Raw genomic sequence first — 14,275 nt, 5'->3', positions numbered from 1 at the left:
CTATTTTGAAAGGGTTTTCCAAATTATTATAACTTAAAATTTAGTTATTTTAATTTTTATATTTATGTCGACTAATCCATAATATATATACTAATTAAATAAATAAAAAGAGATTTATTCCAAAAAATATTGATCTAACTGTCTTTTTATAACTGAGTTGTGACAAGTATAAAATATCTTATTTCTACCAGAAAAAAATATTATATGTTTTTTATTGAGCGTTTGGAGACAAAAAAACACTTGAGAGCCAAGCTCTCAAGTGCACCAAAATTATTTAGCAAACTGGCTATTATATAGATCAGCATAGAAGCCGCCTTCAGCCATTAATTTTTCATGGTTCCCTTGTTCAATGATATCGCCATGATTCATAACTAAAATTTTATCCGCATTGCGAATTGTAGATAGTCGGTGAGCAATCACAAAAGAAGTTTTACCTTCCATTAATTTATCCATCGCTTTTTGAATGAGTTCTTCTGTTCGAGTATCAACTGAACTTGTTGCTTCATCCAAAATCAACATTGGTGCTTGCTTAATTAAAGCACGAGCAATTGTCATTAATTGCTTTTGTCCAACAGATAACTCAATGCTATCATCTAAAACAGTGTCGTATCCTTTTGGCAAAGTATTAATAAAATGATCAATCCCAACTGCTTTACATGCATCGATGACAGCTTCATCTGTCACGCCTTCTTGGTTGAAAATCAAATTTTCTTTTATTGTTCCTTCAAACAACCAAGTATCTTGTAAAACCATACAAAATTGGTCGTGGACTTCTTCACGTGTCATATCGCCAGTACTTTTTCCATCAATCAATATCTTTCCACGATTGACTTCATAGAACTTCATTAATAGATTTACAATTGTCGTTTTACCTGCACCTGTTGGACCAACAATCGCAATTTTTTCTCCAGCCTTAGCATCGACTGAAAAATCATGGATAATCGTTTGATCTTGATTGTAACCGAATGATACATGATCAAAATGAACATTGCCAATCGTATCTTGTAATTGAACTTTTTTATAAGATTCATCAGCCATTTCTTCTTCATCTAAGAATTCAAACACGCGACTTAAAGCTGCGCTAGCTGATTGTAAAGTAGAAAATACTTGGGCTAATTGTGCCAATGGATTGGTAAAAATTCGCACATAAATCATAAAGGCTACAACCACACCAAAAGTAATTGTACCATTTAGAGCTAAGACTGAACCAACTACACAGACCATTACATAACCAAAGTTTCCGATAAAGCTCATCATTGGTTGCATAATACCTGATAAAAACTGGGCCCGCCATACACTACTATATAAATCTTGGTTTAATTTGCCAAATTCCTCATTAACCTCATTTTTGGCATTATAAGTCGTAATGACACTGTGACCTGAATAAACTTCTTCTGCAAAACTTGAGACTGCACCAAGTTTTCGTTGTTGGCCACTGAAATGCTTTTGTGATTTTGATAAAATTAAAACCACTGCCGCAAATCCTAAAAAGACAGAAATAATTGCAGTCAAACTTAACATCCAGTCATTATGGAACATCATAATGATTGAACCGATTAATAAAGTGACTGAAGGTGCCAATGAGCCTAAACTTTGATTCAAACTTTGCCCCACTGTATCTAAGTCATTGGTTACCCGTGACAAAGTATCCCCTTGTTTATGAGAATCAAAATATTGTAAAGGTAAACGATCAATTTTTTCGGATACTTGCGTCCGTAATTTTTTAGAGAATTTTTGGGTAATCGTTGTCGTAATAAAACCTTGAACATAACTCATCACTGCGCCGATTCCATACAATGTTGCTAAGAAAATACAGATGCGAACGATTTTATCAGTATCAATATCTCCAGTTAACCCCGCAGTTATCGTGTTGGTAATTTCACTTAATTGATCAGGTCCTAAAATTGTCGTAATACTGCCGACTGTGGCAAAAATTACTGCAATAATAAAAGGAATTGTATACTGGCCGGCGTATTTTTTAATATTTGCCCAGTTTAAATGGCTATTATTTTTTTTATTCATGAGCCAATTCCTCCTTAGATAGTTGTGAATAAGCAATTTCTTGATAGACTTGATTTTTCGCTAATAAATCTTTGTGAGTACCAGAGCCAACAACGTGACCTTCTTCTAAAACAATAATCAAATCGGCATCCATAATCGTACTGATTCTTTGTGCCACAATTAATTTTGTAGTCTCGGGCAATTCTTCTTTTAAAATACTCCGAAGTTTTTGGTCAGTTTGGTAATCCAAAGCAGAAAATGAATCATCGAAAATTAAAATCTCTGGCTCACGGGCAATTACTCGGGCAATCGCCAACCGTTGTTTTTGTCCACCTGAAAAATTGGTTCCGCCTTGGGCTACATTTGCATCTAAGCCCTCAGGTTCTTCATCAACAAAAGATTTCGCTTGAGCAATTTCTAACGCACGATTGATTTTTTCATCATCTAATGGATAAGCTTTACTGGTTCCCATTTCCATATTTGACCGAATCGTTCCAGAAAACAGCACTGGTTTTTGTGGAATGTAACCGATAATATCGTTTAATTCATCCTGCGGATATTCTTTTACATCGTGATTATCGATTTTTAAACTACCTTTTGAAATTTCAAACAATCGTGGAATTAATTTCAAAATCGTACTTTTACCACTACCAGTTGAACCGATAAAAGCAACTGTTTGACCAGCTATGGCGCTAAAATTCACATCATGTAAAACTGGATTTTTGGCATCTGGGTACGCAAAAGTGACATTACGAAAATCAATCTTGCCTTTTACATCAGTTGTTTCAACTTCTTTATCAGTAAATTGAATCGATGGTTGTAAGTCTAACACTTCATTAATCCGCTGGGCAGAAACTAAAGCTCTTGGTAAAATGAAGAAAATCATCGTCATCAAAATAAAGCCCATCACTACTTGCATAGCATAAGAAGTAAAGACCACCATGTTAGAAAACACAGTCAATTTATCCATACCTACGGCATCTTGAATTAAGAAAGTCCCAATCCAATAAACACCTAAGGTCAATCCACTAGATACCAGCGTCATGACCGGACTAAACATAGACATCATCCGACCGGCAAATAAGTTCACTGCCGTCAATTCATTATTGGCACCTTCAAACTTTGCATCTTGATATTTTTCGGCATTGTAAGCCCGAACTACCCGAATACCAATTAAGTTTTCTCGGGTAATACCGTTTAAATTATCGGTAATACTTTGCACCATCGCAAATTTAGGACGAACAAAGACCATAATCAATGTCAACATTACCAATAGGAAGAAAACGGCCACTCCAGTAACTGCTGTCCATTGCCAATTTTGCCCAGCAATTTTAGTAATTGCCCAAACTGCTGTAACTGGACCTTTGATAACGACTTGCAAACCCATCGCAATCAGCATTTGAATTTGCGTTAAGTCATTCGTAGTTCTCGTGACTAAACTAGGGACAGAAAAATGTTGAATCTCGCTAGTTGAATAGTCGGTGACTTGTTGGAAAACTTCTCCCCGAATGCGCATCGTTAAACCCGCTGCAATCCGTGCCGCAAAATAACCAACAATAATTGATGCCGCGAAACTTGCTAATGACAATCCAATCATTTTAAATCCTGGTGTCAAAATATCGCCAGTCTTAGTCCCCGGCTCCTGTAGTAAGCGGGTAATATCTGACATGTAATCGGGAATTTTTAATTCTAATCCAACTTGCAGCAAAATAAATAAAAAGCTGATGATGACTAACAGCCGTTCCATTTTGCTTGTTTTATTAAATAATCTGAACATACGCAATCTCCTTAAATCTTTAGTTATTTTCTAAATTCTTTTTGATTCTTCTAGTGATTTTTAAATAAGTTTGAACTTCTTCTTCAGTCAAACCATTTTTCAATCGTCCCTCAACCGTTTGGACTAAATCATCAATTTGGTTCATATTTTTTTCAGCTTTTTTAGTTAAGACAATCTGATTTAAGCGCTTATCTTCTATGGAAGGAATTCTTTTCACAAAACCATTCTTTTCCATTCGATCAATTAAACGACTGGCAGTTGGTTTTCTAATAGATAATTCTTCTTCGATATCTTTCTGATAGATCGCACGATGATCATTTTTTTTAATAAATCCCAGTGCCCAAGCTTGCGGACCCTTTAGTTTATCTACATTCCGCGCCGCAGCTTCCTGATCAATCACTCGACTCAATAGAATCATTAACTCCCGTAATTCAAAGCCAACTTCACTATGTTTGCCTATCATATGTCACCTCCAAAAATATTAGTTACCCCGCTAACTATATTAAGGAAAATTTCATGAAAGTCAAGAAAAAGTATTCAACTTCTTTATTTTTTTAGGCATAAAGAAATCCATACTAGTTATACTTATAAGCATAAAAAAACTACCACTTTTTCCTTAGAAAAAATGATAGCTTTCAAATACCTTGAAAGAAATTTCTTGCTTAAACATTTCGCGATGGGCATTTTTAGCTGCTTCTAACGATATGCCAAAATCTTCAGTGGCAATTTGCATTTGAGTCTCTATTGATGAGAATTCCTCTAGTTGAGAGTCTGGATTGTTAAAAGGATTATATTGGATGGAATTGCTTTTTTGATAAAAATTTTTCAGCCAAATAGTTGCTTCTTGATTGGTCATAACTGTCATTCCTTTAATGATTTTCATCATAATAACATGGCTGACAAATAAGCAAAATTAGTTTGCTTAAGAGTTTTGTTCTATTAATAGAAAATAAATCTTCTGTTACAAAACCCAGACCTGTATACTATTGATAAATATCTCGGAGGTAGATTATGGAAAAATTTAAATTAGCTCGTTGGAAAAAAAATGAAGGTGAATTTTTCTTTCATCAATCAGATGATATAGTTTTATACCAAAACATGAGTAATAATTTTCCTAAAAATCTAGCCGACTGTGAAAAAATGGTGGATTTTTTTGCAGAGAGTAACGATCAAAAAGAATATGTCAGAAGTATTCACATAAATCAGTAAATTGCTGGGTGTATCGGTGCTTTTTTTGATTCTGATATTTATCTAAATAATGCTGAAATTGCTTATTGGCTTGGAAAAGATTATCGTAATCAAGGCATTATGTCTAAAGTTATTATTGATTTTATTGATGAATTATTTTTAAAAACTACTGTTCATCGCATTTACGCTCGTCCCTTTGCTTATAACCAAGCTTCTTCAAAAGTTCTAGAAAATGCGGGAAAGTATCTTCAAAGACGGAAAATATTTTGACAACTTCCTTTATTCAAAAATTCGCTAAAAAAATAGACAGGGCACTATGCCTGTCTATCTTTCAACATTTCATACTTCAATAAATTTTTGATAATCACTGTGCAACAAACAATGGTCACCATTTTTTGCAGACGTTTCTCTGAAAATTCTAAGCTGTATTTAAAATCTTTATTTCGGACTTCAACTTTCATGGCTGCACCTCTTTTTTAGATAATTATACCATATTTTAGTGGGCCATCATTTCTTGCGCAATTGTGATACCAGACATTTTTTCTGGATAATAAGTCGGCCAGTGATCCATTTCAGCTAATAATGCTTCTTGACTATCAGCGCCAAAATAAATATGAAAGTGACCAGAATCACTTGAAGTAATACTATGATCACTAAATTGTACATAACGATAAGGTGAATTTTTATCGACTGCTTCAAATAAATAACGAACGCCACGATTACCAGCTTCATAATCTAATATTTGGTAACCTTTAGTTTGATATTTACTTTCTTCAGATGTACCATCTGCTTTAGTAAATTTCATAGTATCTTTAGTGATTTCAATTTTTTCAACATCGGTTTGATAGCCGGTAGTATAGTATTCTTTATACTCTTCAGCCGTTTTATCTTGTTTTAATTTGGCTTTGTAATCAAATATTTGATCTAACGTACCATCTTCTAAGTAAGGATAAACAGACTGCCATTTTCCTGACCAATTACTCAGTGGACGATTTTCTACATCTTCATCAGCAAAATAGCCATTATAAACAGATTTTTCAACTTGCTTTTCTGGTGCTTTAGAAGTGGTTTCTTGATTAATTGTTTTTGCTAAATTGTCTAGATTTTCGGTCATGATGGAAACATAGTCTTCACCAGCTTCAGTTTGTTCCTTTGTCAAACCTTCCAACGGATTCAAGATCAATAATTCTAGCCCAGTTTCATCGGCTAAAGTACGGGCGACATTATCTGAGGCATTTTTTTCAAAATAAATATATTTCAAATCGTTATCTTCTACGTAACTTTTTAGCTCGGCTAAACGACTTGTTGTTGGTTCTTGAGTCGATGAAATACCTGAAATAGAAACTTGGTTTAACCCATAGTCTAATGCTAAATAACTAAAAGCAGTATGTTGAGTGACAAAGTTTTTTTGCGTAGCAGTGGATAATTTTTCCGTATAAGCTTGATCTAAATCGGTAAGCTTGGCTAAATATTTTTCTGCGTTTTCATTAAATTGATTGGCTTGTTCAGGATACGCCTCACTTAATTGATCTCGAATAATTGCGACTTGTTTGGCTGCATATTTTGGTGAAAGCCAAACGTGAGGATCCAATTCGTGGCTATGACCGGCTTCGCTATGATCATGATCGTGACCCTCTTCTTCACTGCCAGGTAATAAAACCATATCTTTTGTGGCTTTAATGATTTTAACATCGCCTTCTTTTAAAGTTGTTTCAACATCCGGCACCCAAGTTTCCATATTTTCATTATTGTAAACAAAGACATCGGATTCTTGTAATTGCGCCATCTTTTTAGCTGAAGGCTCGTAATCATGAGCATCCGTGCCTGCAGGTACCAATAATTCTACTTCGCCAACATCTCCCACAATATTTTTAGTGAAATCATACATCGGATAAAAAGAAGTCATAACCTGCAACTTTTCAGTTTCCGTTTGATTACTGCCACAAGCAGTTAATAATATCCCCGTCAATAAAATAATTCCTGACAAAACTAATTTTTTCATTCTTATTCCCCATTACGCTTTATTTGAACAAAATGTAATGTTTACGATTTGTTCCCGAGGAGTTTACTGAAAAAACTTTTACTTGTCAATCTATTTTCGCAAATATCTTTAAAAATATTTGCATATATGAATGAACATTCATTTTAAGTCGCTCTAGAAATAATTTTTTGTTGCTCCAATTGGATTTTTAAACGATCTAATGAAACATCTTGAAATTGATTTTCTTTCATTCGTTTTCGATAATGACTAGCGGTTTCGCCGGTACTTTTTTTAAAGGCCCGAGAAAAAACTACTAAACTATTAAATCCTACCGCTTCTGAAATTGTCTCAATCGAATCTTCTCCAAAGGATAATAAAAAAGCGGCTTGATTTATCCTGACACCTGTCAAATAATCTTTAATCGTCGTAGTTAAGTGATTACTAAAAACTCTAGATAAATGGCTGCGATTGACTGACAACGCCTCGGCAATTTCAGTCACCGTAATATCTTTTTGATAATTTTTTTGGATGTACTCCATTGCTTCTATAGTCAATGGCGAGTAAATTTTTTCCTCAGCGAAATAGATATGCCCTTGGTCCTGTAATAGTTCTGCTAAAAATTGATTGGTAATCGCATTTAACTGTAATTCACTTGATAAATCATTTTGTTGAAAACTGAGACAATTTAAAATGTATTGAACAAATTGTTGCATTTTACTGGTCTTCATCGTATAAGCATTCTTTTTTAGTAATGTTTCTTGAATAATTTTTTCCGCACTTTCCCCACTAAAAGCTATCCACGCATATAACCAAGGATTTTTACCATCGGCGCGATAAAAAGTTAATTCATTTGGACGAACCAAAAATAAATCGCCTTTTTCCAGTTGAAATTGCTGATCTTTGACTTGATAGATACCCTTTCCTTCCAAAACAACATGTAAAACGAAATTTTCGCGGATTGCTGGACCAAAAGAATGGAAAGGCATCGTTTGAGAAACACCACAAAAATCAAAGACCAAATCCCCGTTTATTTGCTTTTTATCTTTTCGTAAAAATATTGCTCGTTCCATATCGTCACCTCAATTTCAGCTTAGCAAAATTTTTGACTTTTGCAACAAAAAGTTAAATGATAGTCACACAAGTATCTACAATAGAAAACGATTTCTTGTTAGTTTATAATTAATCCGAAATGACTTTTGGGAGGAAAATAAAGCATGCAGATAAAAGAAACAGATTTTGGGCAAGATTACCATTTAATTACAATTGAAAACAAAAATGGGGTGGAATTATCCGTTTCTGATTTAGGGGCACGAATTGTTTCATTAAAAGCCTTAAATCGAGAATTGGTTTGGGGATTTGATTCGGCGCAAGAATATTTAGACAACGATTTGACTATCGGGGCGACAATTGGTCGGACAGCCGGAAGAATTGCCAATGGCCGTTTTAATATTGCCGAAAAAACTTATCAAGTCAGCCAAAACAGTGGTCCTCATAACTTGCACGGTGGAATGCCAGGATTTGAAAGTGCTAAATGGGAGTATACTGTTTTAAATGGTGAGAATGAAGCATCGGTTTTATTTCGTTTAACTAGCCCAGATGGTACTCACGGTTTTCCGGGAAATTTAGAAGTGGAAGTTCGTCATACTTTGACTAGGGACAATCTTTGGCGAGTAACAACTCGTGGTGTGACAGATGAAGCGACTCTGTTTAATCCTACCAACCACGTTTACTTTAATTTATCTGGTGATTTAAGTGAGACTATCGATCAACACAGTCTCTATTTAAATAGCAATAGTTTCGCACCGATCATTAACAGCGGGATTACTGACGGAACAAAAGCCGACGTAAGAGGGACTCCGTTTGATTTTCAACAAGAAAAGAAAATCATCGACTTCTTTAACAGCCGTCAACCACAATCGGAAATCGTTGATGGCATTGATCATCCCTTCTTTTTCAAGCAAACGGGTTTACGTTTTATGCAAGCAAAATTAACTAGTCCAGATGAAAAGTTGGCCATCGAATTATTTACCGATCGTCCAACAGTTGTTCTATTTAGCGGTAATTTTGGTAAGGACTACTATTTAATGAGAGGAAAAAAAGTTGGCCGCCATCAAGGCTTGACTTTTGAAACCCAATTTGCTCCTGGAGCTGAACGTTTTTCAAGCTTTGGAAACATTGTTCTACCGCCAGATTTTCCTAAAGAAACCATTACTGAATACAAAATAAACTTTAAGGAGTAAGCATATGAAAATCAACACAGAATTAACAACTAAATTTAATGAAATATTTGGCGCAAAAAAAACTAATCAATATTTTTCTCCGGGTCGGATTAATTTAATCGGGGAACATACTGACTACAACGGTGGACATGTCTTCCCTGCGTCCATCACGATTGGTACGACTGGAGTAGCAGCTAAAAGAACCGATGATCAAGTCAAAGTTTATTCGCTAAACTTTCCTGACGCTGGCGTCATTTCTTTTTCAATCGATAATTTGAGCTTTGATAAAATAGATAGTTGGGCAAATTATGTTAAAGGCGTCGTATTGAAATTAATAGAGGCTGGTCACAAGATTGATACTGGCTTTGAATTATTAGTTTCTGGCACGATTCCAAACGGTGCTGGACTTTCTTCAAGTGCCTCATTGGAATTATTAGCAGCGGTAGCTTTAGAGGATTTATTTCACTTAGATACTACCCGTTTGGAATTAGTAAAATTAGGACAAAAAGTTGAAAATGAATTTATCGGTGTAAACTCTGGAATCATGGATCAATTTGCGATTGGTTTTGGTGAAATTGATGAAGCGATTCTGTTAGACACCAATACTTTAGCCTATGAAATGGTGCCAGTAAAATTAGATGATTATGCAATTGTTATTATGAATACTAATAAACGGCGGGAATTAGCAGATTCAAAATATAATGAACGCCGCAGTGAATGTGAAGAAGCCCTACGCCGCTTACAAACAAAATTAGACATTCAGGCTCTAGGTGATTTTGACGAAACAACTTTTGAAGCTAACACGGATTTAATTGGTGATGAAACATTAATTAAACGAGCGCGCCACGCAGTAACAGAAAATCAAAGAACTTTAATCGCCAAAGATGAATTGGTTCAAGGTAATTTGAGTGCTTTTGGAAAATTATTGAACGCCTCACATCAATCTTTGAAAGAAGATTATGAAGTTACTGGCATTGAACTAGATACGCTAGCAGAAACAGCCCAAAAACAAGATGGTGTCTTAGGAGCTCGAATGACTGGTGCTGGTTTTGGCGGATGCGCCATCGCGCTCGTAAAAGAAAGTGAAATTTCAACTTTCGAAAAAAATGTCGGGTCAAAATATCTGGATGTTGTTGGTTATGAGGCAGATTTTTATGTTGCGCATATCGGCAATGGAACTACCAAAATCAATCAGCTAGCTTTATAAACTTTTTTGAACCAATCGCAAGGCTTGCGGTTGGTTCTTTTTGATTGCTTGTGCTAGTCTTAATTTGAAACTTGTTGGTAAATAATGGAGGGATAAAAATGAAGATTTTAATTATTTATAATCAAAGCTCCGGCAAAGACACCGGCAAACATTTAGCGGAAGATCTAAAAACAAGCTTAGAAAAAAATAACTCAGAAAACACCATCGACCTAGCAGAAACCGGGCCGAAAATTGATCCTAAAACTTTAACGAATAAAGCTGTATCTGAAAACTTCGATATAATTGTTATGACGGGCGGCGATGGAACCTTGCGACATATTGTCCAAGCCTTTGACCAATATATGGACAAATTTCAATTTGCGATTCTACCGGGAGGAACGGTAAATAATTTTGCGACTGCTTTAGATATTCCAAAAGATCCTGAAGAAGTGGCAAAAATCATTTTAGCTGGCCATCAAAAGAAAGTCGATTATGCCTTAGTCAATCAAAAAGAAGTCTTGCTTTCTAGTTTGACTGTGGGAATTTTAGCAGACACTGCAGCAAACATTTCCCAACAGGAAAAGCAAAAATATGGTAAATGGCCTTTTGTCAGAAATTTTGTCAAAATGTTAGCGAAAAAGAAAAAATATTTATTGAATTTTTCTACTGCAAAAAAAGAGTGGCAAGAAAGTTGCCAACTTCTAGCCATTACTATGTCGAATTCGGTTGGCGGATTTCCTGATTTTGACCGAGAAGCTACAGCTGATGATGGTTTGATGCATATTACAATTTTACCTCGCATGCATTTTTTGATGTATTTAATGAATCTCCATAATGTTTTGCGGGGACAGATTGGTAAAATTCCAACTGTTCAATATTTCCATGAATCAGAACTAAAAATTCATGGGAAAAGTGATATCAAAGTTCGGATAGATGGTGATGATGCCGGTACTTTACCGATTGAAATTGACGTCCAAAAACATAAATTAACCATTCTAGTTCCTTAAACTCGAGCATGTCTCGAGTTTTTTTTGTTACACTTATTTTGAAATCGCTTTATTTTTTATGAGAGTTTAATTATTCTTCCTCCTTCACACTTTATTCAATTTTTCTTCACCTCCAAAGTGTTGAGGTCACAAAGTTCTTTTATTATAATTCGATAATAATATACGATAAAAAAATCTTATTTTCTCAGAATTAAATTGTCGTTTTAGTGTAATCAACTAGTAAATTTTGGTAAAATAAAGAGTACTGAAATTTTTAGCTGATTTGAAAGGAAGTCTTTAGTGAAAAAGAAATATTTATATGAAGTGGATTTCATGCGAAATTTCTTCATTAGTGGGGTTTTGTTAAATCATATTACCGGTATTGTAAAAGGTTTATTTGATTCTGGGACGATTATGTATACAGTTTTAGGCAGCTTACATGCCTCTTTACATTTTACTCGGATGGGTTTTATGTTTATGACTGGTTTGGTTTTATTTTTAGCCTACCGCAATAAGGATCTTCAAGTTTTTTCTTTTTGGAGAAAACGTTATGTGTCTGTTGGGATTCCTTACATTTTTTGGAATATGGTTTATAGCCTATTCGCTTTACCGACTGAAACCTTACAAAAAGTAATTGGTGATTTCTGGGGTCACTTGATTCATGGCGATCAGGCCTATCTTTACTACGTGCTAGTCACCATGCAACTGTATTTAATTTTCCCTTTCCTATTATTATTTTTAAAGAGATTCAGAAAACATTCCAAATTAATCTTTGCAATCAGCTATCTTTTACAATTAGCCATGACTTTCTTCATTAAATATAAAATTCGCGATTTTGATATGAGCAACTGGCCATATCTCCTTTCCCATTGGGGTATCTTTGTCGGAACGTACCAATTGTATTTCATCGCTGGCGGTATCGCATCATTAAACTATGACCGCTTCACTGCTTTTGTTGAACGCCATAAACGAAAGATTAATTGGCTGGCTTTATTATCTATCCCAGTCATTTGCGCTTATTATTTATGGAATTATCAAGTTCTTGGCTTATCCGAGTCCAATGCAAAATCAGTCCATCAGCCATTATTTGTCATTTACGCAACAATTATCGTGCTGTTTGCCTTAAACTTAGGACGCCGTTGGGCTGCTTACCGTGAAAAATATCCAGAAAAGTTATTCAGCCGTTACATTTCATTAGCTGCTCAATTATCATTTGGTATTTATTTGACACAATATATTGGCATGACACTGATGCGGACTTTCTTAATTCCCGTCTTACGTGACCATAAAGTTTTTGCTCTACCAGCAATCCCCTTCTTATTTATTTTCGTATTTGGACTATCTTTTATTATTTCCTACTTATTATATAAATCGCCATTGTCCAGTTTAATCGGACGAAAGCATCAAAAAAAATTAACTGGAGGTCGTAGGTAATGACGATCCTAACAACCACTTTAAATAAAATTTTACATGAATCAGTGGACCAAAATTTCATCAAAGATTTAGCTGCTGATCAATGGTACACCAAAGAAGAAGTAACAGCTGAAGTCGAACGAATCGCTGAAGTCTTCAAAAAAAATGGCCTCAAACCAGATGATGCCTTGATTATTGCTGTGCCGAATTCTTATCGTTTTGTCTTATTTTATTTAGCTGCTTTAACTAGTGGCATCACCATTACTTCAGTCAATCCAGAAATTCCCGCCCGTGAATTAGAGCGCATCTTGGCAAAACGTCCTTATCGCGGCGTACTTTTAGAAGAATTTCGGGAAGACTTACTGACTGATCAAGAAATTGTCGACAGCTTCAAATTAACCCAAAATCAAGATTTGTTTGGCAATCAATTATTAATCACTGAAGAAAACTACGCCAATGGACGGACCTTATTGACTGAATCCAGTGTTGCAATCCAAATGTTCACCTCAGGAACTACTGGAGAACCTAAAACGGTCGGTATTTCCCATGAACAATTATTTGCGGCAACCAGAAATATTCGTGAGTCTCATCAATTAACAGATGAAGATATTACTTATGTTTGTCTGCCCTTATTTCATATTAACGCACAAGTGATTTCCTTATTATCAACTATTTTAAGTGACGGAAAAATTGTTATTGGTAAGAAATTCAGTGCCCGTTCATTCTGGTCAATCATTACTGATGAAAAAATTACTTGGGTTTCAGTTGCACCAGCAATTTTAACTATTTTGTTAAAACGTCAGCAGCCTGACACAAAAATATCACATAACCTACGCTTTATTCGATCAGCATCAGCACCCTTAGCTCCATCAATAGCTGAAAGTTTCGAAAAAACTTTTAATGTACCAGTTATTGAATCTTATGGTATGACAGAAGCTGCCAGCCAAATCTGTATCAACCCACTACCTCCTGAAAAACATATTTTTGGTTCAGTTGGCAAACCATATGGCTTAGAATTAAAAATTGTCGATGAAGAAGATCAATTATTAGCACCAGAAATAGTTGGTGACATTGTCATTCGGGGAGCGAACGTAATCGATTATTATGTCGACCGACCAGACAATACTGATTTTAAAGATGGCTGGTTTTATACCGGTGATGTCGGATATCTAAATGATGAAGGTTATTTATTTATTGTCGGACGTAAAAAAGAGGTTATTAATCGCGGTGGTGAAAAAATTAGTCCTTATGAAGTTGAAGATGTCTTATTACAATTATCAGAGATTGATAATGCTGCCGTGGTAGGCGTTCCCGATCCGATTATTGGACAAAAAGTAGCTGCCTTTATTGTATTAAAACCTGATATAACTGAAAGTCAGCAACTACTAAAAAAAATTCAACAGCATTGTGAAAATCAACTTTCAGCCTTTAAACGACCAGAATTTTATTACTTCGTGAAGGAATTACCAGCAGGCCCTACCGGAAAAATCCAACGAAAAAAACTAATCGAACAATTTACTTAGA

At 35.1% G+C, this 14,275-nt stretch carries 14 protein-coding genes; 7 read left to right on the top strand and 7 right to left on the bottom strand.

Annotated elements, in window-relative coordinates; all coding sequences use genetic code 11:
• Positions 1-270 precede the first annotated feature (270 nt).
• The 4 genes from ID741_RS18930 to ID741_RS18915 form a co-directional block, all read right to left on the bottom strand.
• Complete coding sequence (locus ID741_RS18930) at positions 271-2,022, bottom strand: ABC transporter ATP-binding protein (protein ID WP_438721199.1); 1,752 nt, start codon at positions 2,020-2,022, stop codon at positions 271-273.
• Complete coding sequence (locus tag ID741_RS18925; protein WP_218326028.1) at positions 2,015-3,778, bottom strand: ABC transporter ATP-binding protein; 1,764 nt, start codon at positions 3,776-3,778, stop codon at positions 2,015-2,017. Before ID741_RS18925 ends, ID741_RS18930 begins: the two co-directional genes overlap by 8 nt.
• Before the next feature lie 19 nt (positions 3,779-3,797).
• The gene (locus ID741_RS18920; RefSeq protein WP_218326029.1) at positions 3,798-4,241 is read right to left on the bottom strand and encodes a MarR family winged helix-turn-helix transcriptional regulator; all 444 of its coding nucleotides are present in this window, start codon (positions 4,239-4,241) and stop codon (positions 3,798-3,800) included.
• 153 nt (positions 4,242-4,394) lie between these two features.
• Complete coding sequence (locus ID741_RS18915; RefSeq protein WP_438721198.1) at positions 4,395-4,634, bottom strand: hypothetical protein; 240 nt, start codon at positions 4,632-4,634, stop codon at positions 4,395-4,397.
• A 155-nt stretch (positions 4,635-4,789) separates the two neighbouring features.
• On the opposite strand from ID741_RS18915, the gene ID741_RS18910 reads away from it, so the two are divergent.
• Positions 4,790-4,987, top strand: coding sequence for a hypothetical protein (locus ID741_RS18910; RefSeq protein WP_438721197.1), 198 nt, complete (start codon positions 4,790-4,792; stop codon positions 4,985-4,987).
• A complete protein-coding gene (locus ID741_RS18905; protein ID WP_218326184.1) occupies positions 4,988-5,236 on the top strand; it encodes a GNAT family N-acetyltransferase in 249 nt (82 codons plus the stop codon). It abuts the gene before it with no gap.
• Positions 5,237-5,280: 44 nt separating this feature from the next.
• On the opposite strand, the gene ID741_RS18900 is transcribed toward ID741_RS18905, so the two are convergent.
• The 3 genes from ID741_RS18900 to ID741_RS18890 all read right to left on the bottom strand — a co-directional run bounded on the left by ID741_RS18900 (position 5,281) and on the right by ID741_RS18890 (position 8,017).
• Positions 5,281-5,427: a hypothetical protein gene (locus ID741_RS18900; RefSeq protein WP_218326031.1), complete on the bottom strand. Its 147-nt coding sequence runs from the start codon at positions 5,425-5,427 to the stop codon at positions 5,281-5,283.
• A gap of 35 nt (positions 5,428-5,462) precedes the next feature.
• The gene (locus tag ID741_RS18895) at positions 5,463-6,968 is read right to left on the bottom strand and encodes a zinc ABC transporter substrate-binding protein AdcA (RefSeq protein WP_218326032.1); all 1,506 of its coding nucleotides are present in this window, start codon (positions 6,966-6,968) and stop codon (positions 5,463-5,465) included.
• 143 nt (positions 6,969-7,111) lie between these two features.
• Positions 7,112-8,017 carry an AraC family transcriptional regulator gene (locus ID741_RS18890; protein WP_218326033.1) on the bottom strand — a complete coding sequence of 302 codons (906 nt, stop codon included), beginning with the start codon at positions 8,015-8,017 and terminating at the stop codon, positions 7,112-7,114.
• A gap of 144 nt (positions 8,018-8,161) precedes the next feature.
• Between ID741_RS18890 and ID741_RS18885 the strand changes: the two genes are divergently transcribed.
• The 5 genes from ID741_RS18885 to ID741_RS18865 all read left to right on the top strand — a co-directional run bounded on the left by ID741_RS18885 (position 8,162) and on the right by ID741_RS18865 (position 14,274).
• A complete protein-coding gene (locus ID741_RS18885; RefSeq protein ID WP_438721196.1) occupies positions 8,162-9,187 on the top strand; it encodes an aldose epimerase family protein in 1,026 nt (341 codons plus the stop codon).
• Between the two features lie 4 nt (positions 9,188-9,191).
• Positions 9,192-10,373: a galactokinase gene (locus ID741_RS18880; RefSeq protein ID WP_438721195.1), complete on the top strand. Its 1,182-nt coding sequence runs from the start codon at positions 9,192-9,194 to the stop codon at positions 10,371-10,373.
• Between the two features lie 98 nt (positions 10,374-10,471).
• Complete coding sequence (locus ID741_RS18875) at positions 10,472-11,359, top strand: diacylglycerol/lipid kinase family protein (protein WP_438721194.1); 888 nt, start codon at positions 10,472-10,474, stop codon at positions 11,357-11,359.
• Between the two features lie 279 nt (positions 11,360-11,638).
• Positions 11,639-12,772 carry an acyltransferase family protein gene (locus tag ID741_RS18870; RefSeq protein WP_438721193.1) on the top strand — a complete coding sequence of 378 codons (1,134 nt, stop codon included), beginning with the start codon at positions 11,639-11,641 and terminating at the stop codon, positions 12,770-12,772.
• Complete coding sequence (locus ID741_RS18865) at positions 12,772-14,274, top strand: AMP-binding protein (RefSeq protein ID WP_438721192.1); 1,503 nt, start codon at positions 12,772-12,774, stop codon at positions 14,272-14,274. The genes ID741_RS18870 and ID741_RS18865 overlap by 1 nt, the downstream gene beginning before the upstream one ends.
• The last annotated feature ends 1 nt before the right edge of the window (position 14,275 follow it).

Origin of the sequence: Enterococcus sp. AZ103, from assembly GCF_051714685.1 — a bacterium.
In the GTDB taxonomy this organism is placed as follows: Bacteria; Bacillota; Bacilli; order Lactobacillales; family Enterococcaceae; genus Enterococcus_A; species Enterococcus_A alishanensis.
Note: the sequence above shows the minus strand (reverse complement) of the source record. Positions and strands in the feature narration are given on the sequence as shown.

What these genes read in the sequence shown, in the direction of transcription:
- ID741_RS18895 (WP_218326032.1), bottom strand. Translation starts at nt 6,968, where the DNA reads ATGAAAAAATTAGTTTTGTCAGGAATTATTTTATTGACGGGGATATTA.
- ID741_RS18930 (WP_438721199.1), bottom strand. Translation starts at nt 2,022, where the DNA reads ATGAATAAAAAAAATAATAGCCATTTAAACTGGGCAAATATTAAAAAA.
- ID741_RS18915 (WP_438721198.1), bottom strand. Translation starts at nt 4,634, where the DNA reads ATGACCAATCAAGAAGCAACTATTTGGCTGAAAAATTTTTATCAAAAA.
- ID741_RS18910 (WP_438721197.1), top strand. Translation starts at nt 4,790, where the DNA reads ATGGAAAAATTTAAATTAGCTCGTTGGAAAAAAAATGAAGGTGAATTT.
- ID741_RS18865 (WP_438721192.1), top strand. Translation starts at nt 12,772, where the DNA reads ATGACGATCCTAACAACCACTTTAAATAAAATTTTACATGAATCAGTG.
- ID741_RS18925 (WP_218326028.1), bottom strand. Translation starts at nt 3,778, where the DNA reads ATGTTCAGATTATTTAATAAAACAAGCAAAATGGAACGGCTGTTAGTC.
- ID741_RS18900 (WP_218326031.1), bottom strand. Translation starts at nt 5,427, where the DNA reads ATGAAAGTTGAAGTCCGAAATAAAGATTTTAAATACAGCTTAGAATTT.
- ID741_RS18885 (WP_438721196.1), top strand. Translation starts at nt 8,162, where the DNA reads ATGCAGATAAAAGAAACAGATTTTGGGCAAGATTACCATTTAATTACA.
- ID741_RS18880 (WP_438721195.1), top strand. Translation starts at nt 9,192, where the DNA reads ATGAAAATCAACACAGAATTAACAACTAAATTTAATGAAATATTTGGC.
- ID741_RS18875 (WP_438721194.1), top strand. Translation starts at nt 10,472, where the DNA reads ATGAAGATTTTAATTATTTATAATCAAAGCTCCGGCAAAGACACCGGC.
- ID741_RS18920 (WP_218326029.1), bottom strand. Translation starts at nt 4,241, where the DNA reads ATGATAGGCAAACATAGTGAAGTTGGCTTTGAATTACGGGAGTTAATG.
- ID741_RS18890 (WP_218326033.1), bottom strand. Translation starts at nt 8,017, where the DNA reads ATGGAACGAGCAATATTTTTACGAAAAGATAAAAAGCAAATAAACGGG.